Origin of the sequence: Inhella proteolytica, assembly GCF_016093275.1 — a bacterium.
In the GTDB taxonomy this organism is placed as follows: domain Bacteria; phylum Pseudomonadota; class Gammaproteobacteria; order Burkholderiales; family Burkholderiaceae_C; genus Inhella; species Inhella proteolytica.
Map to the genome: position 1 here is coordinate 88363 of NZ_JAEDAK010000012.1, position 19384 is coordinate 107746.

Annotated in this window: 21 protein-coding genes and 1 pseudogene; 8 read left to right on the top strand and 14 right to left on the bottom strand. The window is 70.8% G+C overall.

Features of this window, described 5'->3' with window-relative positions:
• The 7 genes from I7X39_RS16490 to I7X39_RS16520 form a co-directional block, all read right to left on the bottom strand.
• A complete protein-coding gene (locus tag I7X39_RS16490; protein ID WP_198112258.1) occupies positions 1-564 on the bottom strand; it encodes a hypothetical protein in 564 nt (187 codons plus the stop codon).
• A 68-nt stretch (positions 565-632) separates the two neighbouring features.
• Entirely contained in the window at positions 633-1721 is a 1089-nt protein-coding gene (locus I7X39_RS16495) for an alpha-hydroxy acid oxidase (RefSeq protein WP_198112259.1), read from the bottom strand.
• A gap of 10 nt (positions 1722-1731) precedes the next feature.
• Positions 1732-2055, bottom strand: a complete 324-nt coding sequence (locus I7X39_RS16500) for a hypothetical protein (protein ID WP_198112260.1) — start codon at positions 2053-2055, stop codon at positions 1732-1734.
• A gap of 17 nt (positions 2056-2072) precedes the next feature.
• Positions 2073-3107 (bottom strand): NADP-dependent oxidoreductase, encoded by a 1035-nt coding sequence (locus I7X39_RS16505; protein ID WP_198112261.1) that lies wholly within the window; start codon positions 3105-3107, stop codon positions 2073-2075.
• 21 nt (positions 3108-3128) lie between these two features.
• Positions 3129-3806, bottom strand: a complete 678-nt coding sequence (locus tag I7X39_RS16510; RefSeq protein ID WP_198112262.1) for a Fe2+-dependent dioxygenase — start codon at positions 3804-3806, stop codon at positions 3129-3131.
• A gap of 2 nt (positions 3807-3808) precedes the next feature.
• Complete coding sequence (locus I7X39_RS16515; protein ID WP_198112263.1) at positions 3809-6031, bottom strand: TonB-dependent receptor; 2223 nt, start codon at positions 6029-6031, stop codon at positions 3809-3811.
• 98 nt (positions 6032-6129) lie between these two features.
• Positions 6130-6888, bottom strand: a complete 759-nt coding sequence (locus I7X39_RS16520) for an energy transducer TonB (RefSeq protein WP_198112264.1) — start codon at positions 6886-6888, stop codon at positions 6130-6132.
• A 163-nt stretch (positions 6889-7051) separates the two neighbouring features.
• Here I7X39_RS16520 and I7X39_RS16525 point away from each other — a divergent pair, with 163 nt between their 5' ends.
• Together I7X39_RS16525 and I7X39_RS16530 are read left to right on the top strand one after the other, a co-directional pair.
• Positions 7052-7621 carry a thymidine kinase gene (locus tag I7X39_RS16525; RefSeq protein ID WP_198112265.1) on the top strand — a complete coding sequence of 190 codons (570 nt, stop codon included), beginning with the start codon at positions 7052-7054 and terminating at the stop codon, positions 7619-7621.
• On the top strand, positions 7609-8001 hold the full coding sequence (locus tag I7X39_RS16530) for a DUF5329 family protein (protein WP_198112266.1): 393 nt from the start codon (positions 7609-7611) through the stop codon (positions 7999-8001). Before I7X39_RS16525 ends, I7X39_RS16530 begins: the two co-directional genes overlap by 13 nt.
• 11 nt (positions 8002-8012) lie before the next feature.
• Here the strand turns inward: I7X39_RS16530 and I7X39_RS23285 are convergent, their stop codons facing one another.
• Complete coding sequence (locus I7X39_RS23285; RefSeq protein ID WP_232352005.1) at positions 8013-8264, bottom strand: MerR family transcriptional regulator; 252 nt, start codon at positions 8262-8264, stop codon at positions 8013-8015.
• Positions 8261-9250 carry a DnaJ C-terminal domain-containing protein gene (locus I7X39_RS16540; protein ID WP_198112267.1) on the bottom strand — a complete coding sequence of 330 codons (990 nt, stop codon included), beginning with the start codon at positions 9248-9250 and terminating at the stop codon, positions 8261-8263. Before I7X39_RS16540 ends, I7X39_RS23285 begins: the two co-directional genes overlap by 4 nt.
• Positions 9251-9407: 157 nt before the next feature.
• Here I7X39_RS16540 and I7X39_RS16545 point away from each other — a divergent pair, with 157 nt between their 5' ends.
• From I7X39_RS16545 to I7X39_RS16555, 3 genes and pseudogenes are all read left to right on the top strand, one after another.
• Positions 9408-9848: an Hsp20/alpha crystallin family protein gene (locus I7X39_RS16545; protein ID WP_198112268.1), complete on the top strand. Its 441-nt coding sequence runs from the start codon at positions 9408-9410 to the stop codon at positions 9846-9848.
• A gap of 14 nt (positions 9849-9862) precedes the next feature.
• Entirely contained in the window at positions 9863-10255 is a 393-nt protein-coding gene (locus tag I7X39_RS16550) for an Hsp20/alpha crystallin family protein (RefSeq protein WP_198112269.1), read from the top strand.
• Between the two features lie 233 nt (positions 10256-10488).
• Positions 10489-12044 (top strand): annotated as a pseudogene (locus I7X39_RS16555) (methyl-accepting chemotaxis protein).
• A gap of 22 nt (positions 12045-12066) precedes the next feature.
• Here I7X39_RS16555 and fusA read toward each other — a convergent pair.
• Positions 12067-14109: an elongation factor G gene (gene fusA, locus I7X39_RS16560; protein ID WP_375140801.1), complete on the bottom strand. Its 2043-nt coding sequence runs from the start codon at positions 14107-14109 to the stop codon at positions 12067-12069.
• A 140-nt stretch (positions 14110-14249) separates the two neighbouring features.
• On the opposite strand from fusA, the gene I7X39_RS16565 reads away from it, so the two are divergent.
• From I7X39_RS16565 to I7X39_RS16575, 3 genes are read left to right on the top strand one after another with little or no spacing between them, the layout of a single operon-like run.
• Positions 14250-14396: a hypothetical protein gene (locus I7X39_RS16565; protein WP_198112271.1), complete on the top strand. Its 147-nt coding sequence runs from the start codon at positions 14250-14252 to the stop codon at positions 14394-14396.
• Between the two features lie 8 nt (positions 14397-14404).
• Positions 14405-15610: a PQQ-dependent sugar dehydrogenase gene (locus I7X39_RS16570; RefSeq protein ID WP_198112272.1), complete on the top strand. Its 1206-nt coding sequence runs from the start codon at positions 14405-14407 to the stop codon at positions 15608-15610.
• Positions 15607-16239: a glutathione S-transferase family protein gene (locus I7X39_RS16575; protein WP_198112273.1), complete on the top strand. Its 633-nt coding sequence runs from the start codon at positions 15607-15609 to the stop codon at positions 16237-16239. The genes I7X39_RS16570 and I7X39_RS16575 overlap by 4 nt, the downstream gene beginning before the upstream one ends.
• A gap of 9 nt (positions 16240-16248) precedes the next feature.
• Here the strand turns inward: I7X39_RS16575 and I7X39_RS16580 are convergent, their stop codons facing one another.
• The 4 genes from I7X39_RS16580 to I7X39_RS16595 form a co-directional block, all read right to left on the bottom strand.
• Complete coding sequence (locus tag I7X39_RS16580) at positions 16249-17025, bottom strand: GNAT family N-acetyltransferase (protein ID WP_232352006.1); 777 nt, start codon at positions 17023-17025, stop codon at positions 16249-16251.
• A 72-nt stretch (positions 17026-17097) separates the two neighbouring features.
• The gene (gene yidD, locus I7X39_RS16585; RefSeq protein ID WP_198112274.1) at positions 17098-17502 is read right to left on the bottom strand and encodes a membrane protein insertion efficiency factor YidD; all 405 of its coding nucleotides are present in this window, start codon (positions 17500-17502) and stop codon (positions 17098-17100) included.
• Between the two features lie 50 nt (positions 17503-17552).
• Positions 17553-18584: an ABC transporter permease subunit gene (locus I7X39_RS16590; RefSeq protein ID WP_310739938.1), complete on the bottom strand. Its 1032-nt coding sequence runs from the start codon at positions 18582-18584 to the stop codon at positions 17553-17555.
• Positions 18585-18742: 158 nt separating this feature from the next.
• Positions 18743-19279, bottom strand: a complete 537-nt coding sequence (locus I7X39_RS16595) for a hypothetical protein (RefSeq protein WP_198112276.1) — start codon at positions 19277-19279, stop codon at positions 18743-18745.
• Positions 19280-19384 lie beyond the last annotated feature (105 nt).

Sequence of the window (19384 nt, forward strand, 5' to 3'; positions counted from 1 at the left end):
TCAACGTTTTTTGCCTTTGAGCGGGGCAATGCCCATCGCCACCTGCTGCCAGGCCGAGCTTTCCTGCGCCGGGCTGGGCGCCGGGGCCGTGGCCCGCGGCGGGGTGGGGGCGGCTGGCGTGTTGCTCGGCGTCAGCACTTCGCCCAGCAAGTCCAGCAGGCGGCCGCGCGCACGCTGGGGGTGGCGGCGGTAGTAGGTCAGCACCAGGCCGACGATGAAGCGTTCGTCGTCGTCCTGCGGGGTGCTGGGGCTCAGGTCCACCGCGCTGGGCGCGGGGGCCGGGGCGGGCGTGCCGGCGGGGCCGTGGTCCTGGTCCATCCAGAACGGCGGCTTGTGGCAGAGCTGCTCGAACTGCCGGGCCAGGCGTTCGCCGATCTGGCGCGAGCGGCTCTTGATCTGGCTCCAGTAGCTGGGCTGGATCTGCAAGCGCTCGGCAAAGCGGCGCTCCAGACCTCGGAGTGCAGCGGCATCGGGGTGTTTCAGGGTGGCGGCGACGAACTCGTCGAACAGGCGTAGCGCGTTGTCCAGACGGATCTGCGCCACATCGCGGGGCGCGGTCGGCATGGGGCGCAATGATAAATGGGCCTTGCTCAAGCCCGGCGCGCTTTCCTGGGCAGTCCTGCCCAGTTTGATCAAGCTTTGTGGATCAAACCGGGGTGCAGCTGCGCCGGCGTGGCGCAGCCGCACAGGGCCAGCGCGATCTCGAACTCGTCGCGCAGCAGGCGGATCGCATGGGCCACGCCGCGTGCGCCCTCCACCGCCAGCGCCTGCACGGCCGGGCGGCCGATGAAGGCGGCGCTGGCGCCCAGGGCCAGGGCCTTGAGCACATCGGTGCCGCGGCGGATGCCGCCGTCGACGATCAACGGCCATGCCGGCCCCACCGCCGCGCGGATGGCGGGCAGGGCGGCTGCCGTGGGCAGCACGGTGTCGAGCGTGCGGCCGCCATGGTTGCTGACCCAGCCGGCCGCGGCGCCCAGGTCGCGGGCCTGCATGGCGTCGTCCGGGTGCAGCAGGCCCTTCACGATGACGGGCAGGGGGCTGGCGGCGATCAGGGCTTGCAGCTCGGCCCAGGTGGGCGCGTGGACGAGCAAGCCAGCACAGAGCGGCGGCGCCTCAAAGGCCGGCAGTGGCGGGTGGCTGCCGAGCACGGCGTTGGCCTTGGAGAGCTCGGCCGGGAGCACGAAGCCGGCGCGGCGCTCACGGTCACGCGCTCCATGCACGGGCGCATCGACGGTGAAGACGATGGCCTCCATGCCGGCCTTCGCGGCCTGCTCGAACAGCGCCAGCGTGCGCGTCAGCGAGCCCTGCCAGTACCCCTGCGCCCACAGCGGCCCGCGCCCGGGTTCGTCCTTCACCAGCGCCACCAGCTCGGCCCAGGGCGTGCTGCCCTGGCTGCTGAGCGCACAGGCCGCACCCTGCGCGGCGGCGGCCAGCACGGTGCCGGCTTCGGCCTCGGGGTGGAACAGCCCATGCGCCGCCACCGGCGCCAGGCCGATCGGGTGGGCCCAGGTGCGGCCCAGCAGCTCGACCTGCGTGTGCCCGGGGTGCAGCGGCCGCAGCACGCGCGGCAGCAGCTTCAGCGCGGCCCAGGCGGCGGCGTTGTCGGCGAGCGTGGCTTCATCGCCCGCGCCGCCAGCCAGATAGGCCCAAGCCTCGGGCGCCAGGCGCTCCTGGGCCAAGGCGGCGTAGTCGTGCAGGTTGACCGCATGCAACTGAGTCACGAGAAGCGGCTTACTTCTGCGGTGCCGGCGCTAGCCTTGCGACGAGCTCACTGCAACGCCGAGTCCGGTCGTCTGCAGGCAGGCGCTCTATCAAGTCGGCCTCCATTTGAGCCATACGCTGAACGCTCGCCGGCCCAGCAGAGTTCCAACCTTTCGCAGTGGCCAAGGCATCGCCGCGCGAGATTTCTTGGGCATTGCGCCGCGACCAAGACGCGAAGTCCTGTTCGAACTGCTGGCGAAAACCTTCTACGTGTCGGGCACAAACCTGAGCGACTTCCCTGGCGTTCACGGCTGTGATGTAGGCGTTCAGCGCGACCTCGTCGGCAATTGGCATTCGCAGCTCCTTGAGCTTCAATCCGCCAGTTGCAAGACCAGCTTGCCGAAGTTCTCGCCCCTGAAGAGCTTGAGCAGCGTGGCGGGGAAATCGTCCACCGTGCCGCGCACCACGTCTTCCTTGCTCTTCATGCGGCCGTCCTTCAGGTAGCCCGCCATTTCCACGATGGCTTCAAGGTAGCGCGGCGCGTAGTCGAACACCACCATGCCTTCCATGCGGGCGCGGTTCACCAGCAGGCTCAGGTAGTTCTTCGGGCCGACCATGCCGTCGGTGTTGTTGTACTGGCTGATGGCGCCGCAGATGATGATGCGGGCCTTGCGGTTGATGCGGGCCAGCACGGCGTCCAGGATCTCGCCACCGACGTTGTCGAAGTAGATGTCCACGCCGTTCGGGCAGTGCTGCTTCAGACCGTCCTTCACCGAGCCGCTCTTGTAGTCAATGCAGGCGTCAAAGCCGAGTTCCTGCACCACCCAGTTGCATTTCTCCGGTCCGCCGGCGATGCCCACCACGCGGCAGCCCTTGATCTTGGCGATCTGGCCCACGGTCTGGCCCACCGCGCCGGCCGCGCCGCTCACCACCACGGTCTCGCCGGCCTTGGGTTGGCCGATGTCCATCAGGCCCCAGTAGCCCGTCATGCCCGGCATGCCCAGCACGTTCAGCCATTGGGTGATGGAGCCCATGCGCGGGTCGATCTTCACGAGGCCAGTGCGCTTGACCTGATCGCCCGGCACCAGGCAGTAGTCCTGCACGCCGCTGCCGCCGCTGACGAGATCGCCCACCGCAAAGCCCGGGTTGGCGCTGGCGATGACGCGGCCGATGCCGCCGGCGCGCATCACGGCACCAATCTCCACCGGTGGGATGTAGCTTTTGCCCTCGTTCATCCAGCCGCGCATGGCCGGGTCCAGGCTCAAGGCCAGGTTCTGGAACAGCACACCGCCTTCTTGGGGCGCGCTGACCGGCTCTTCGGTGCGCTGCCAGCACTCGGGGCCGGGCAGGCCCTTGGGGCGTTGGGCCAGGCGAATCTGCCGGTTGACGAGGGTGCTCAGGTCCATGTCGTGCTCCTTGTGAGGGGCCTAAGTGTCTGCCCAGAGCCGCAGCAGGTTGTGGTACGTGCCCATCAGGGCCACGGTCTCGGCGCTTTCGCCATGCTGCTCGCGCAGGCGCATCAGCGCCATGTCCAGATCGAACAGGATGCGGCGCTGCTCCTCGCCGCGCACCAGGCTTTCCACCCAGAAGAAGCCGGCCAGGCGCGCGCCGGCCGTCACCGGCTCCACGCGGTGCACGCTGCTGGCCGGGTAGAGCAGGGCCTGGCCGGCGGCCAGCTTCACGCGTTCCTCGCCAAAGGCGTGGCGCACCACCAGTTCACCGCCTTCGTACTCGTGCGGTTCGGCCAGGAAGACGGTGCAGCTCAGGTCCCCACGCACGCGCTGGCCGCCCAGGCTGCGGATGGCGTTGTCCACATGGTCGCCATAGTGGTTGAGCGCACCGGTGTAGCGGTTGAACTGCGGCGGCACGATCTTCTTGGGCAGGGCGGCAGAGAGGAACAGCGGGTGCCGCTCCAGCGCGCCCAGCAGCAGCTCGCGCAGGGCCTGGGCCTGCGGGCTGGCGAAGGCGAGCTGCTCGTTCTGCTTGGCCTGCACGGCTTGGCGGCCGGCGGTGCGGGCGCCGTCTTCCCAGGGCCCCTGGGCCAGGAGTTCGCGGGCGTGGCGGACCTGGTCCGCGCTCAGGACGTCGGGAAGACGGATCAGCATGCTCAGAAGCGGTAGGTGCCGGTCAGCTGGAACAGGCGCCCGGCGCCCGGTACGTAATGGCCGGGGTAGAGCGTGTCCGCATACAGCTTGTTGGTGACGTTGCTGATGTTGCCCTTGAAGAACAGCTTGTTGGGCATGACCTGGTACTCGGCCATCAGCTCGCCAACCACGAAGCTCGGGGCGGTGAAGCCGGGGTTGCGCAGCGGGGCCACGCTGGAGCGCCAGTTCAGGCCGCCGCCCACGCGCAGGGTGGAGGTGAGCTGGTAGGTCGTCCACAGCGAACCCGAGTGGCGCGGCGTGAGGGACGGCCGAGTGCCCAGTCCCTCGGCGCCCGGGGCGGCCTCGTCGATGCGGGCGATCGGCATCCACACATAGGAGCTGAACACCTCCCACTCGGGCGTCAGGCGGCCGGCCAGGTCCATCTCGAAGCCTGCTACATGGCGCTTGCCCGAGAGCGTGACCAGGTTCACCAGCGGATCGGTGTTGCGCTCGTGCAGCTTGGTGCTGCGGAAGACGGCGAAGCGGGTGCTGAAGCGGCCGTCGGCCGAGTCGATCTTGGCGCCGGCCTCGACGTTGAGGGCCTGCTCGGGCGGGATGCTGGCGTTCTGGGCCGACAGCGAATAGGCATCGCCCGAGGTGTTGAACGAGGTGGCCGCGCCGAGGTGGAAGCTCATGCGCTCGTTGGGCTGGAACAGCACACCGGCGCGCTGGCTCCACTCCGAGATCTTCATGCGGTAGCTGGCCGTGCTCGTCGGGCTGGGCGCGTTGGCCGGGATGCTGAAGGCGTCGTAGTCGCCCACCAGATGGTCGTAGCGCAGGCCCAGCAGCAGCTTCCATTCGGGGTGCAGCTGCACCAGGTCCTGCAGGTAGAGCCCTTGGGCGCGCGACTCGTATTCATTGGCCACGCGGAATTTGCGCAGGCTCTCGTCCACCCAGGCGCCATCGTTCGGCGTGCCCACGCCGGTGCTGGGTTTGGTGGGCACGCTGCCGCCCTGCGCGGCGCTGAGCGCGGCGTACACGGTCTTCTCTTCCTTGGCGAAGTCCACCCCGGCCTGCACGTGATGCTTCAGGCCCAGGGCTTCGAACTTGCCGCTGTAGTCGCTTTGCAGGAACAGGGTGTCCAGGTCCTGCACCTTGAGCTGGGTGCCGCGGCTGAGGACGGTGTTGGGGCCGAAGGTGGCGAGGCTCACCGCGGTCTTGTCGGGCTGCAGGCTGGCGGCGGCGAAGCGCACGGTGCCGGCGCGCTGGTCGCGCTCGAACGTGCCCTTGCTGATCTTGGTGGTGATCTCGTGCTGACGGTCGAAGCGGTGGGTGTGGCTGGCGGTCAGGAAGGTCGCTTCGCCCGCATTGCGGTCGCTGGCCATGCCGTAGTAGCTCTTCGGGTCCACGGGCATCAGCGTGGTCTGGTTCACGGGGGCAGTCAGCGTCGGCTTGATCCAGGGCATGCCGTAGTTCATGCCGTTGTCGTTGTTCAGGTGGTAGAGGCTGACGAGGAATTCGTCGCGCTCGCCAATGCCTGTGCGCCAGGCGGCGGCGATGCCCTGCTTGTCCAGGCGGTTGCCGGAGCCGTCGTTGTCGGCCTTCGTCAGCATGGTGCCGATGCGCAGCGCGCTGCTCTCGCCCATCTTGAGGTTGAAGTCGCCCACGGCGCGCACCAGGGAATGGCTGCCCACGGTCAGTTCCACTTCGTTCTGATCCAGCAGGCGCGGCTTCTTGCGCACCTGGTTGACGGCACCGCCGGTGCTGCCGCGGCCGAACAGCATCGAGGCCGAACCGCGCAGCACCTCCACGCGGTCGTCGAAGAAGGTGTCGCGCTCGTAGAAGGCGGGGTCACGCATGCCGTCCACGAACACATCACCGGTGGCCTGCAGCGGGAAGCCGCGCAGGCGGATGTCCTCCTCGCCGCCTTCGGCCGCCAGGAAGCTGATGCCGGCGGTGTTGCGCAGCACGTCCTTCAGGGTGTCGAGGTTGCGGTCGTCCATCAGTTTTTCGGTGACGACGGTGATGGATTGCGGGATGTCGCGCAGCTCCTGCTTGCCCTTGCCCAGTTCGGTCTGCGTGGCCTGCACGCCGTCCTTGCCCTGCGGCTCCTTGCGGGCCTTGGCCTTGACCGTGGGCAGCTCGCGCTCGGCAGGGGTCGGGGCGGTCTGGGCGGCGGCGGCCAGGCTGAAGCCGGCGGCCAGGGCGCCCAGCGGGATCAGGGTGGACAGCTTGTGGGTGTTCATGGTGGCGATGCGGAAGTGAATGGACAAGACGGGGCCCTGCCCCCCGCGGGGGCGGGTGGAGGGAGCGGGCAGGGGAAGGGGGATGGCCGGGGCGCAGCTCAGTCGAGCTCGTACTCCAGCCAGGCGACGGCCATCACTTCGATGGCGCGGCCGTCCTCGACGATCGGGGCGATGCGCGCAGCCTTCATGGCCTCGACGGCCTGGGCATCCAGGCGCGCGAAGCCCGAGCTGCGCTGCAACTGGATGTCGCGCGGGCGGCCCTGGGGGTCGAACACCACGCGCAGGGCCACGCGGCCATGCTCACCGGCGCGGCGCGAAAGCAGCGGCACCTCGACGGCGGGCTCCACGCGGTAGCGCAGCGCGCTGGCCGCCACGGTCTTGGGCTGCGGTGGCTGCGGGGCGATCTGCGCCGGGGCGGGCTCGGCCGGGGTCGGCGCCTGCACCGCGGCCACGGCGGGCTGCACCACCGCCTGCACGGTGCGCGGGCTGGGCACGGCGGCCTCGAATTCGGGCAGGGGCAGCGCCAGCGCGGGTTGCACGGGCAGGGCCTGCGGCGTGCTGGGCAGGGCTTGGGGCTGGGGCTCGGGCGGTCGCTGGCGCTCCTGCAGCAGGCTGATCTGGATCGGCGCCGGTGCGATGTGGGTCACCACCGCGCGGCCGGCCTGCAGCAGGGCCAGCGCGCCCAGCAGGTGCAGGCCCAGGGTTACCGCTGCGGCGGCACGGCGCGAGCGCGCGGGCTGCCAATCCGGCACCGACAGGGGCGCGGCCATGGCCGGCGTCGGCGCGGCAGGGGCCGGCGCGGGGCTGGGCGCGGTGGAGCGTGAGGGCAGCGGGGAATGCAGGGCCAGCGTGGACATGACGGCAAGGGCAGCGACACCGCCCGGGAACAACCAATGTCCGAACTCTAACGCAAATGCGAACGAATCGCATTTGCATTGCATTGATCAAACGCAAACCCGGCCGCCCGTGGCCCGCCCGCGACAATCCGCGCCCTTTCGAACCCCTCCCGCAGCACAAGCGATGGCAAAGCTCTTCTGGCGCTACGGCGCCATGGCCGCCGGCAAGACCCTGGCCTTGCTGGGCGTGGCCCACAACTACGAGCGCCTGGGGCGCAGCGTCACCATCTACACCGCCCAGCTGGACGATCGCTACGGCGAGGGCGTGGTGGGCACCCGCCTGGGCCTGCAGCGCCCGGCGCGCACCTTTCACCCCGGCCTGCGCTTCAGCGCCGCCGACCTGCCGGCCGACACCGCCTGCGTGCTGATCGACGAGGCCCAGTTCCTCACCACCGCCCAGGTTCGCGAGCTGCACCAGATGGCCGTGCTGCAGGGCGTGCCGGTGATCTGCTACGGCCTGCGCACCGATTTCCAGGGCAATGGCTTCGAGGGCGCCGCCGCGCTGGGCCTGCTGGCGGATCAGATCGAGGAACTGAAGACCGTCTGTGGCTGTGGCCGCAAGGCCAGCTTCAATGTGCGCCTGGACGCCGAAGGCCGCCGCGTGCGCGAGGGCGAGCAGGTCTCCATTGGCGGCGATGCCCAGTACCACGCCGCCTGCCCGCACTCCTTCTATACCGAACGATGCAAAGACTGATCGCCACCCTGGCCCTGCTGCTGGCCCTGCCCGCCGGCGCCGCGCCCGCGGCCCCGGCTGTGCGCGCCGAGATCGACGGCCTGCTGACCGAGCTGCAGCGCCAGCAATGCCGGCTGCAGCGCAACGGCAGCTGGCACAGCGCCGACGAGGCGCGCCAGCACATGCTGCGCAAGTTGGCCTATCTGGAAGACCGCGGCACCGTGGCCAGCGCCGAGCAGTTCATCGAGCAGGCCGCCAGCCAGAGCAGCAGCAGCGGCAAGGCCTATCAGGTGCAGTGCGGGGCCGCGCCCGCCCAGCCGAGCAGGGATTGGCTGCTGGCCGCACTGCGCGCGCAGCGGCAGGCCAAGTCCGCGCCGCCGGCCTCAGCGCCGGGGCGCTGAACGGCTGCGAGTCAGCCGCCGCGCAGGCGCCGCAGCTCCTCTTCCAGGTCCACCACCAGCGCGGCCAGCTCCGGCACGGCGTCGAACTCGCGCTCCAGCCACACCAGGCGGCGCACGCGGGCGAGCAGCCAGGCATCGCTGGCGGCCGGATGCAGCAGGCTGGCGTGGGTGTCCAGCCACGCCAGGTCCACATCGGCCAGCCGGCACAGGGTGTCGAGGTCGAGCTCGCGCTCGGCGAACAGGGCGTGCAGCAGGGCGTTCATGCGTCGGTCTCCTGGCCCAGCGCGGCGGCCTGCTTGCGGGCGTCGAAGTCGGGCAGCACGCGGGCCATTTCCTCGTACAGCTGGCGTGCGCGGGGCTCCAGGCCGCTGGGCAGCAGCACGCGCAGCTTCAGCTCCAGGTCACCCGGCGGGCTGCCGGGCAGGCCCTGGCCGCGCACCGTGAGAAGCTGGCCGCCCTGCGCACCGGCGGGCACGCGCACCTTCACGCTGCGCCCAGCCGGCAGGTCCACCGGCACCACCGCGCCCAGCGCGGCCTCCCAGGGGGCCAGGGGCAGCTCCGCCACCAGGGTGCCACCGTCCAGGCGGAAGCGGGGGTGCGGTGCGAACTGCACCTCCAGCAGCAGATCCCCCGCCGGGGCGCCGCCCAGGCCCGGCCCGCCCTGGCCGGCCAGGCGGATCAGCTGGCCGGGCTTCACGCCCAGCGGAATCTTCACGTCCAGCGTGCGTTCGCGCAGGTGCAGCCGGCCTTGCGCGTCGAGCTCCGGCGCCTTCAGGCTGATGCGCCGGGTGGCGCCCAGCCAGGCGTCGTCCAGTTCCAGCAGCACCTTGGCGTGGTGGTCCTCGCCGCGGGCGCTGCCTTGGGGCCGCTGTGCCCCCGGCCGGCCCGATCGGCCCGATCGGCCCATACGGCCGAACAGTTCGGAAAAGAACTCGCTGTAGTCGCCCGCGCCGGGGTCGAAGCCCGCGCCGTCGCCAAACTCGAAGCCGGCGTCCCAGCCCGGTGGCGGGCGGAACGGCCCGTCCGCGTGCGGCGCACCGCTGCCGAGCTGGTCGTAGGCGGCGCGGCGCTCGGGGTCGGAAAGCACGGCGTAGGCCTCGTTGACCTCGCGCATGCGCGCCTCGGCGTCGGCCTCCTGGCTGACGTCCGGGTGGTACTTGCGCGCCAGCTGGCGGTAGGCCTTCTTGATGGCCTCCTGCGGCGCGTCGCGGGCCACCCCGAGGGCGGCGTAGTAGTCCTTGAACTCCATGCAGAAGCTCCTTCCTGCGCGCAGGAACTGGGGGTGGTGCCGCGCGTCTTCAAGCCCCATGCTCGCGCGGCGCGGGCCTCTTGAACTTGCGCGCGGTCAACCCATCTGCGCAGACATCCGGGGCCGCCAAGGCGCCGCTTTCTGAGGAGGACCGAGCATGTACCGCAGTCTGTTTGCACGCGATTTGTTGTCGGAACTGGAGCGCCTGCAGCGCGACTTCAGCACCGTGTTTGAGCCCTCGCCAAGCATCCGCGGCCTCAGCCGTGGCGGCTACCCGGCGCTCAATGTGGGCAGCAGCCCCGAGGCCGTGGAGGTCTACGCCTTCGCCCCCGGCCTGGAGCCGGCCAGCATCAAGGTGGACCTGGACCGCGGCGTGCTGAGCATTGCCGGCGAGCGCGCCCCCACCCTGCCCGAAAAGAGCGACGAGAAGACCACCCTGCACCAGGGCGAGCGCTTTGCCGGCCGCTTCCGCCGCGTGGTGAGCCTGCCCGACGACATCGACCCCAACGCCGTGAGCGCCAGCTACCGCGACGGCCTGCTGCACATCAGCGTCAAGCGCCGCAGCGCCACGCCGGCGCGCCGCATCGAAATCCAGTGAACCGGGAGCCGACCATGAGTGAACTGACCCAAGCCCAGAACCCCGCCGACCTGCAAGCCCGCAACAGCGAGCCCGAGGCCGCGCTGCTGCCGCCGGTGGATGTGGTGGAGGACGCCACCGGCATCACCCTGTATGCCGACATGCCCGGCGTGCCCAAGGACCGACTGCAACTGCGCGTCGATGGCGACCAGCTCAGCATCGAGGGCGAACTGGTGCTGCCCGCCCCGGCGCAGCTGCAGCCCTCGCATGTGGAAGTGAACCTGCAGCGCTACCGCCGCCGCTTCACGCTCAGCAAGGAGCTGGACGCCAACCAGGTCAGCGCCGAGCTGGCGCAAGGCGTGCTGCGCGTGCGCATCCCCAAGGCCGCGCATGCGCAGCCGCGGCGCATCGAGGTGCAGGTGGCCTGAGCGCGGGCCTACCGCGGCCCCGAAGAACCGCCGAAATGCCCCCTGCGCACCCGCCCACACGGCGGGTGCCGCGGCACCCGGCGCACGCAGAAAGAACCCCGTCCGCACCACGAAAGGGTGCCGCCGGGGTTCTGCATTTTTGTATCTTGTTATGAACTATTGAACTGCGCAGTTCAATAGAAATCGATACGCTTCATCCCCGTCTAGCAAGCCCTGAAGGGGAAGAGATGTCGATGCTGCGCTTCAAGGTTTCCACCCGGCTGTACCTGGGTTTCGGACTGATCCTGCTGATCCTGGCGGCCGTCACCATGGTGGCGATGTGGAAGGTGCGGGTGATCGACGACGCCCTGCGCGCCAATGCCGAGTTGCATGCGCAGATCCAGCGCTACGCCATCAACTTCCGCGGCTCGGCGCACGACCGCGCGATCGCCATCCGCGACGTGGTGCTGGCTGGCAGCCCGGCCGAGCGCGAGGCCGAGGGCCGCACCATCGAGCAACTGGCGCGCTTCTATGCCGAATCGGCCCAGCCGCTGGAGCGCCTGCTGCGCCACCCGGATGCCGCGCCGGAGCTGGACCGCCTGTACCAGGGCATTCAGGCCATCGAGGCGCAAGCGGTGGCCACCTCCCAGAGCATCCAGGCGCACATGGCCAAGGACGAGCGCGAGCCCGCGCTGGCCCTGCTGTGGCAGCAAGCCAAGCCGCAGTACACACAGTGGCTGGCCGCCATCAACAAGCTGATCGACTTTGAAGAGGCGGTCATCCAGGAAAAGACCCAGGTGGCGCGAGCACAGGCCGGTGGCTTCCGCGCCGTCATGCTCACCGCCTTGCTGCTGGCGCTGGCCGTCGGCGCGCTGCTGGCTTGGCGGATCTCGCGCAGCATCGTCGTGCAGCTGGGCGCAGAACCCGCCGAGCTCGGCCTGGCCGCGCAGCGCGTGGCGGCGGGCGACCTCAGCCCCGTGCCCGGCGCCGAGCAGGCGCGCGAGGGCAGCGTGCTGGCCTCGCTGCGCACCATGCAGCAGGGCCTGGCCCAGGTGGTGGGCACGGTGCGCCAGGCGTCCGACTCCATCGCCACGGGTTCGGCGGAAATCGCCAACGGCAACTCGGACCTGAGCCAGCGCACCGAGCAGCAGGCCAGCCATGTGCAGTCCACCACCCAGCTGATGGGCCGCCTGGCGCAGACCGTGCAGACCAATGCCGACACGGCGGCCGAAGCCAACCGCCAGGCCGAAGCCGTCTCCACCGTGGCTGAAGCCAGCGGTCAGCTGGTGGGGCAGGTGGTCACCACGATGGCCGAGATCAGCACCAGCTCCAAGCGCATCGGCGACATCATTGGCGTGATCGACGGCATCGCCTTCCAGACCAACATCCTGGCCCTGAACGCCGCCGTGGAGGCCGCCCGTGCCGGTGAGGCCGGCCGGGGCTTCGCCGTGGTGGCCAGCGAGTGCGCAGCCTGGCGCAGCGTGCGGCCGGTGCGGCGCGCGAGATCAAGGGCCTGATCGGCGCCAGCGTGGACCGCGTGGAACACGGCAGCCGCCTGGTCGACGAGGCCGGCCGCACCATGGAATCCCTGGTGCAGCAGATCCAGCAGGTGGGCTCGCTGATCGGCGAGATCAGCAGCGCTTCGCGGGCCCAGGCGCAGGACATCGGCGAGGTTGGCCGCTCGGTCGACCAGATCGACCACAGCACCCAGCAAAACGCCGCACTGGTGGAGCAGAGCGCCGCCGCGGCCGACAGCCTGCGCCAGCAGGCCGCTCAGCTGGCCGAGACGGTGCGGGTGTTCAAGCTCTGAGGGCTACACCCTCGGCGGGGATCTACTCCGCCTCGTCCTGCACCTTGTAGGCCGCCGCCAGCGCGGCCTGGGTGTTGGGCGGCACGGGGTCGTAATGGCTGAGTGCCAGGGTGTAGCGGGCCTGGCCGCTGGTCATGGCGTTCAGCCGCGTCTGGAAGGCCGCCAGCTCGGCCAGCGGCGCCAAGCCCTGCACCACCAGCTGGCCGGCCACGGCGGCGCGCGTGCCGGTCACCTGGCCGCGGTGGCTGGCCAGGTCCCCCGAGACATCACCCACCGCCGCCTCGGGCGTGAGCACCTCCACCTGCACGATGGGCTCCAGCACCACCGGGCGCGCTTCCTTCACCGCCGCCTGCAGCGCCTTCTTGGCGGCGGTGACGAAGGCGATCTCCTTGCTGTCCACGCTGTGGTGCTTGCCGTCGAACACGGTGACCTTCACATCCACCAGCGGGTAGCCGGCCACCACGCCCAGCGCACAGGCCTCGCGCACGCCCTTTTCCACCGCCGGGATGAAGGCGGTGGGGATGACACCGCCCTTGACCTGATCCACGAACTCGAAGCCCGCGCCGCGTGGCAGCGGCTCGACCTTCAGCCACACCTCGCCGAACTGCCCGGCGCCGCCGCTCTGCTTCTTGTGGCGGTAATGGCCCTCGGCGTAAGCGGAGATGGTCTCGCGGTAGGCGATGCGCGGCGGCTGCGTCTTGACCTCGAACTTGAAGGTCTCCTTCAGGCGCTCCAGCAGCACGCGCAGGTGCAGCTCGCCCAGGCCGTAGACCACCGTCTCATGGGTCTGGCTGGCCTGTTCGATCTTCAGGCAGGGGTCTTCCTCGACCAGGCGGTGCATCACGTCCCACAGGCGCTGCTCGTCGCCATGGCGCGCCGGGGCGATGGCCAGGCCGTGCACCGGCGTGGGCACGGCCAGCGGGGCGAGGTGGATGTGCTCGTCCTCGGCGGCGTCGTGCAGCACGGCGTCGGGGTGCAGCTCGTCCAGCTTGGCCACGGCGCACAGCTCACCCGGGCCGGCCTTGTCCAGCGGCACCTGGGTCTTGCCCTGCAGCGCGAACAGATGGCCCACGCGCACCGGCTTGCGCCCGTGGCCGACGTAAAGCTGCATGTTCTTCTGCAGCGTGCCCTGGTGCACGCGCAGGAAGCCGAGCTTGCCCAGGAAGGGGTCGGCACGCACCTGGAACACATGGGCCAGCACATGGGCGGCCGGGTCCAGCCGCACCTGCACCGGCTTGGCGTCGGCGCCCTCGCCGCTGAGGAACTCGGGCGGGTTGGCCTCCTCGGGGTTGGGCAGCAGCTTGTCGATGACCGTGAGCAACTCGGCCACGCCCACGCCGTTCTTGGCGGCGCAGAACAGCACCGGGATCAGATGGCCCTCGCGCAGCGCCTGTTCCAGCGGCGCGTGCAGCTCGGTGGCCGGCACGTCGCCGTCGTTCAGGTAGCGGTCCACGAAGGCCGCGTCGACTTCCACCACCTGCTCCACCAGGGCGCGGTGCGCGGCCTCCACCGAGCCGAAGTCGCTCGGGCCGCTGCTCTGAAAGAAGCAGTCGGCCACGCCGCCCTGGTGCGGCAGGTTCAGTGGCAGGCATTCCTTGCCGAAGGCGGACTGGATCTGCTCCAGCAGCGCCGGCAGGTTCACGCCCGGGGCATCGATCTTGTTGATGACGATGACGCGGTCGCGCCCGCGCTCTCGTGCCGCATCCAGCATGCGCTGGGCCATCAGCTCGATGCCGCGCTGGGCGTCGATGACGACCACCGCGGTTTCCACCGCCTCCAGCGACGGCAGGGCCTGGCCGGTGAAGTCGGGCGCGCCCGGGGTGTCGATCAGGTGCACGCGCAGGCCGGCGTGCTCGAAATGCAGCAGGCTGCTTTGCAGCGAGTGCTGCATGCGCCGCTCCAGCGCGTCGTGGTCGGAAACGGTATTGCCTTTCTCCACCGCGCCGGCCGCCGGCAGGGCGCCGGCGGCATGCAGCAAGGCCTCGGCCAGGGTGGTCTTGCCGGCCCCGGAGGGCCCCAGCAGGGCCAGGGTGCGGATCGAAGCGATGCGGGCGTCTGCTGCCATGGCGGTCATCCTCCTTGGGGGTAACCCAGGGTAGCCAGGGGGCTGGGCCGGCACAAGCAAGGGGCAACCCGTGCATTGCTGCCGGCCCATTTGCGATTGCTTGCAAACTGTCAGGATTGGAGTGGCTAAATTCAGACGCTATGCCCAGCCCCAACCCCGTGGTTTCCGGTCAGCCCTACCGAAAGCGCCGTCGCCGTGTGCGCCGCCATCTGGTGGTGGCCGTGGTGGGGGTCGGTCTGGCTGGCGTGGCCCTGCTGGTGCTGATCGGGCTCTCCTTCTCCGTCTGAGCACGGCCATGCCCGATCCGCACGCCAAAGGCTGGATCGGGACGGTGCTGCTGCTGCTGACCGGCCTGTGCGCCTGCGGCGGCGGTGGCTCCGGCGCCGCGGCCCCTCCACCCGCACCGGCGCCTGCGCCTGCTCCGCCACCCGCCCCAGCTCCAGCTCCAGCGCCAGCTCCAGCTCCAGCTCCAGCTCCCACCGTCCGCACTCTGCGCAGCGACCTGCAGTCCCCCTGGGCGCTGGCGCGTCTGCCCGGGGGAGATTGGCTGCTGACCGAGAAGGCGGGGCGGCTCTGGCGCCTGAGCGCCGACGCCCGCAGCAAGGCGGCGCTGAGCGGGTTGCCCGCCGTGGATGCCGGCGGCCAGGGCGGCCTGCTGGATGTGGCGGTGGACCCGGATTTCGCCGCCGGCGAGAACTGGATCTATTTCAGCTACGCCGAACCCGGCGCGGGCGGTGCCGGCACGGCGGTGGCGCGGGCCCGGCTGGGCGGAACGGGGCTGAGCGAACTGGCGGTGATCTTTCGACAGCAGCCCAAGGTCGGCGGCAGCGGGCATTACGGCTCGCGCCTGGTGTTCGGGCGCGACAAGACCCTCTTCATCACCCTGGGCGAGCGCCAGCTGGGCAGCCCCGCGCAGGACCTGCGCCAGAACCTGGGCAAGGTGGTGCGCATCCGCCGCGACGGCAGCCTGCCGCCCGACAACCCGGTCTGGCCCGGCCAGGCGTTGCCCGGCATCTGGAGCCTGGGCCACCGCAACCCGCAAGGGGCGGCTCTGCATCCGCAGACGGGTACGCTCTGGCTCAGCGAGCACGGCCCCCAGGGCGGCGACGAAATCAACATCGCCCGCGCCGGTGCCAATTACGGCTGGCCGCTGCGCAGCTACGGCTGCAATTACGGCGACCCCCCCGGGCCGGCCTGCCAGCTGGGCGGCGGCGCGCATACCCCGCAGTTCGTCGAGCCGCTGAGCTTCTGGGTGCCGATCTCCGTGGCGCCTTCGAACATCGTCTTCGTGGACGGCCCGATGTTCCCCGAGTGGCGCGGCGACCTGCTGATGGGCGCGCTGGCCGGCCAGGCCATCTGGCGCCTGCGCTACCAGGGCGAGCGCGAACTGCTGCGCGAGCGCATCCATGAGGGCGAGCGCGTGCGCGATGTCGACCTCGCGCCCGACGGCTCGATCTGGTTCCTGACCGACTCCGGCCGCCTGCTGCAACTGACACGATGACCCGACTGACCCTATACGGCTGCCCCGGCTCCGGCTCCGCCGCCGTGGAATTGGCCCTGCACCAGGCCGGCCTGACCTTCGAGAGCGTGCGCGCCGCCAGCTGGGAACCCGGCCCGGGCCTGGACGCGCTGCGCGCCATCAACCCGCTCGGCCAGATCCCTACCCTGGTGCTGGAGGACGGCTCGGTGCTGAGCGAAAGCGCCGCCATCCTGATGCACCTGGGCCTGCAGCACCCCGCGAGCGGCCTGCTGCCCGCTGAGCCTTCCGCGCGCGCCCAGGCCTTGCGCGGCCTGGTGTTCATCGCCGCCAACTGCTACGCGGCCATCTCGGTGAGCGACTACCCCGAGCGCTGGACCGCCGCCACCAGCAAGTCTGCCCGTGAGGCAGTGCGCCAAGCCGCACGCGCCCAACTGCACCGCGCCTGGGAGCTCTTCGCCGACCAGTTTCCGCCCCAGCCCTTCCTGAGCGGCGCGCAGCCCGGCGCGCTCGACTTCCTGACCGTGGTGGTGTCCAAATGGAGCGGTAGCCGCGCCCACCTGAAGCAGGCGCGGCCGGACTTCTTCGACTTTCTGCTGCGCCTGGAGCAGCACCCGGCGGTGGCGCCGGTGTGCCAAGCGCACTGGCCTTGACTAGGGCGCTCAGCTCAGGAAGCGCCGGCGGTAGCTGCTCGGCAGATCGGCCAGGCGCAGCAGCAGCGGGAAGTCGGCGCAGCGGAACTCGCCGTCCCAGGCCGGGGCACCCAGCAGCTTGGCGTTGGCCTTCAGGTAGCCGCGCAGCAGCGGCGGCGTCTCCACCGCGGCGGCGTGCGCCGGGGCGGGGTGCAGGGGGTCGCGCGGGCGCACCTGCCATTCGATCGGCGCCAGGTGCTGCGGCGCCAGCTGGTTCCACAGCGTCCAGGCGCGGCTGCCGCCGTCGCGGGCGTCCACGCTGGCGCAGCCGATCAGCAGGTCCAGCTTCTGGCGCTGCAGGTAGTCGGCAATCGCGCCCCACATCAGCAGCAGGGCGGGGCCGCGGCGGTAGTCGGGGTGCACGCAGGCGCGGCCCATTTCGGCCATGCGGTGGCGCTCGTGGCGCAGGCGGGTCAGGTCGAACTCGCTGTCGGCGTACAGGCCGCCCAGGCGGCGCGCCGCAGCGGCGCTGAGCAGGCGGTAGCAGGCCACCACCGGGCCGGTGCTGCCGTCGGGGTTCTCGGCGCGCAGCAGCAGGTGTTCGCAGTGGGCGTCAAAGAGGTCGGCATCGTGGCCGGCCGGCGTGCCGGGCGGCGGGCGCAGGCGCGCGCCCAGTTCCTGGGCAAACACCTGGTGGCGCAGGCGCTGGGCCTCGCGCAGTTCGTCCTGGTGCTGCGCCCAGTGCACTTGCAGCTTGCCCGCCGGGGCGGCGGGGCGGAGTTCGGGTTGGGTCTGGATGGCCAGCATCGTCGTCTTTCGGTCTTTGTGTGTGACCGGGATGCTGGGTGCGGCGCATGACAGCGCCATGTCGGGTTTGTGTCAGCGGCGTGACGCCAGGCGGCGCTGGGCGCGGTCTTCGCGGCGCTGGTCCTTCTTCTTGCGGTCGAACAGATCGCAGGCGTCGCAGGCATCGCAGGCGTCACAGGCATCGCAGGGCCCGCAGTCCAGATCCGGGGCGCCGCAGTCGCAATCGCCGCGCGCGTGCACCGGCCGGTAGCGCGGTGCAGCCTGGTGCGCGCGGTGCACGGCCCCGCAGCGCAGCAGGCGCTCGCGCAGCAGCGGCAGGCCGCCGCGCAGGCCCCGGCGTTGGATCAGCCGCGCCCCGGCCTGCGAGCAGCTCGGCCCCCCCAGGCGGGCGCGGTGCGCGCAGACGAAACCCTTGTGCGGGCTGAGCCAGCGCTGGTAGGCGCGGATCAGGGCGAGGGCGAGGCGGCGTGGCCACATGGCACGGGGTCCGGGATCTGCCGGCTTGGCAGCGGGCCAGTCTAGGCGCGCTACCGGCTGCTGCGCTCGGGCCAGAGACCTTCGGAACGCCAAAGCGGCATGACGACCATGGCCAGGGCCACCAGCAGGGGCCGCAGTGCGTGGCGGTCGAAGCCCGCCACGGACTCAGTCCCCATCAGGTCCAGGCCATAGCGCAGCAGCTCGGGCAGGCCGGCGAGCAGCACGGCGCCCAGCACCACCCCGGGCAAATGCCCGGCGCCGCCGAAGATGACCATGGCCACGACCAGGACCGATTCCTGCAGGCTGAAGGACTCCGGCGACACGAAGGCCTGCAGGCTGGCGAACAGCGCCCCGGCCAGGCCGGCGATGGCCGCCCCGATGGCGAAAGCCAGCAGCTTGAGGGCGGGGATGTTCAGCCCCATGGCCTGCGCGGCCATCTCGTCTTCGCGCAGCGCCCGCCAGGCCCGGCCGGTGCGGCTGGTTTCAAGCCGGCGCAGCAGCAGCAGCACGAGGCCGGCCGCCGCGCCGATGAACAGGGCATGCAGCGTGACGGGTGCCAGGCTGCCGCCCTCGCCGCCCGGCGGCGGCCAGGCCTGGTTGAAGTCCACACCCAGCACGTGCAGGCTGGCGATCTGGGTCAGGCCGCGCGCGCCGTCGGTCAGGTTCACCGGGTGATCGAGGTTCACGATCAGCAGCCGGATGATTTCGCCAAAGCCGAGCGTGACGACGGCGAGGTAGTCACCCCGCAGCTTCAGCGTGGGCGCGCCCAGCAGCACGCCGGCCAGGGCGGCGGCCAGCATGGCGGCGGGCAGGACGAGCCACCAGGGCGTGCGCCAGGTTGGGCCGCCCAGGCCCTGCCACAAGGCAAAGTGCTCGGCCAGATGCGGCGAGTTCAGCCAGGCGTACAGATAGGCACCAACCGCGTAGAAGCCGATGTAGCCCAAGTCCAGCAAACCAGCCTGGCCGACGATCAGGTTCAGGCCGACGGCCAGCAGGATGTAGATCTGGCACATGGCCAGCACGCGAACCCAGTGCAGCCCGCCCCACTGCGCCAGCCAGGGCAGCAGCAGGAGGGCGGCCACGCTGGCGAGAGCCGGCAGGTGCTGTCGTATCCGCCCATGAGCGGGCGGATGCGCGTGGGTGAGGGCGATGTTGGCTGCCGGCGTTCGGCTTGGCATTCGGGTTGGTATTCGGGCTTGCATTCGGGCTTGCATTCGGCTTGCGTCTGGAGGGGCGCAGTTCAGCTGGCGAGCAGTTCGCTGCGCGCCGGTGGGGCGCACCCCAGCGGGGCGGCGCGCCTGGGGCTGCAGGGGCTGCGTTCGGCCCAGGCTTTCAGCCCGGACAGCGTGCGATGGCCGCGCCTGTGGAACAGCGGGCGCAGCACCAGCAGGTGCTGGAGCCGCGCGACGAGATGGCGCGGGCGGTAGAGCGTTTGCATCGTGACGAGGCTGCGATCCCTGCCGACGGCATGGATCTCGAAGCGAAAGACCAGCTGTTCCAGCGCTGCGCTGAAGCCCAGGTTGTCGCTCACCACCGCCCAGGTCAGGCGCCGGCACGGGGCCAGCTCCGTGCATTGCTCGATCCAGGTGCCGCGGCGCCCCTCCAGCTCGATGTCGCACTCATGCACATGGCCCAGCCCGAGGCCCTGCCCCATGGCCAAGGTGCAGGGGTCTGGGAGGGGCGGGGCACACGCGGTGGCGGGCTCCGCATGCATCAGCAGGGCCAGTGCGCGCACGGCGCGCTGCGGGTTGGCCGAGAGGGCAAGGACCGCGGGCATCCAGGCGGGGTACTGCAGGTCGTGGACGAGGATTGAAAAGATCGCCGGCGCGGATGCGTGGACGAGTGCTTTCGCCTGCGTCTGGATCGGGGTGTCTGGCGCATC

Excerpts from the sequence above, each read along its gene's own strand:
- I7X39_RS16525 (WP_198112265.1), top strand. The coding sequence starts at position 7,052 with ATGGCAAAGCTCTTCTGGCGCTACGGCGCCATGGCCGCCGGCAAGACC.
- I7X39_RS16550 (WP_198112269.1), top strand. The coding sequence starts at position 9,863 with ATGAGTGAACTGACCCAAGCCCAGAACCCCGCCGACCTGCAAGCCCGC.
- I7X39_RS16490 (WP_198112258.1), bottom strand. The coding sequence starts at position 564 with ATGCCGACCGCGCCCCGCGATGTGGCGCAGATCCGTCTGGACAACGCG.
- I7X39_RS16580 (WP_232352006.1), bottom strand. The coding sequence starts at position 17,025 with ATGCTGGCCATCCAGACCCAACCCGAACTCCGCCCCGCCGCCCCGGCG.
- yidD (WP_198112274.1), bottom strand. The coding sequence starts at position 17,502 with ATGTGGCCACGCCGCCTCGCCCTCGCCCTGATCCGCGCCTACCAGCGC.
- I7X39_RS16565 (WP_198112271.1), top strand. The coding sequence starts at position 14,250 with ATGCCCAGCCCCAACCCCGTGGTTTCCGGTCAGCCCTACCGAAAGCGC.
- I7X39_RS16595 (WP_198112276.1), bottom strand. The coding sequence starts at position 19,279 with ATGCCCGCGGTCCTTGCCCTCTCGGCCAACCCGCAGCGCGCCGTGCGC.
- I7X39_RS16570 (WP_198112272.1), top strand. The coding sequence starts at position 14,405 with ATGCCCGATCCGCACGCCAAAGGCTGGATCGGGACGGTGCTGCTGCTG.
- fusA (WP_375140801.1), bottom strand. The coding sequence starts at position 14,109 with ATGGCAGCAGACGCCCGCATCGCTTCGATCCGCACCCTGGCCCTGCTG.
- I7X39_RS16575 (WP_198112273.1), top strand. The coding sequence starts at position 15,607 with ATGACCCGACTGACCCTATACGGCTGCCCCGGCTCCGGCTCCGCCGCC.
- I7X39_RS23285 (WP_232352005.1), bottom strand. The coding sequence starts at position 8,264 with ATGAACGCCCTGCTGCACGCCCTGTTCGCCGAGCGCGAGCTCGACCTC.
- I7X39_RS16545 (WP_198112268.1), top strand. The coding sequence starts at position 9,408 with ATGTACCGCAGTCTGTTTGCACGCGATTTGTTGTCGGAACTGGAGCGC.
- I7X39_RS16500 (WP_198112260.1), bottom strand. The coding sequence starts at position 2,055 with ATGCCAATTGCCGACGAGGTCGCGCTGAACGCCTACATCACAGCCGTG.
- I7X39_RS16510 (WP_198112262.1), bottom strand. The coding sequence starts at position 3,806 with ATGCTGATCCGTCTTCCCGACGTCCTGAGCGCGGACCAGGTCCGCCAC.
- I7X39_RS16515 (WP_198112263.1), bottom strand. The coding sequence starts at position 6,031 with ATGAACACCCACAAGCTGTCCACCCTGATCCCGCTGGGCGCCCTGGCC.
- I7X39_RS16530 (WP_198112266.1), top strand. The coding sequence starts at position 7,609 with ATGCAAAGACTGATCGCCACCCTGGCCCTGCTGCTGGCCCTGCCCGCC.
- I7X39_RS16540 (WP_198112267.1), bottom strand. The coding sequence starts at position 9,250 with ATGGAGTTCAAGGACTACTACGCCGCCCTCGGGGTGGCCCGCGACGCG.
- I7X39_RS16505 (WP_198112261.1), bottom strand. The coding sequence starts at position 3,107 with ATGGACCTGAGCACCCTCGTCAACCGGCAGATTCGCCTGGCCCAACGC.
- I7X39_RS16520 (WP_198112264.1), bottom strand. The coding sequence starts at position 6,888 with ATGTCCACGCTGGCCCTGCATTCCCCGCTGCCCTCACGCTCCACCGCG.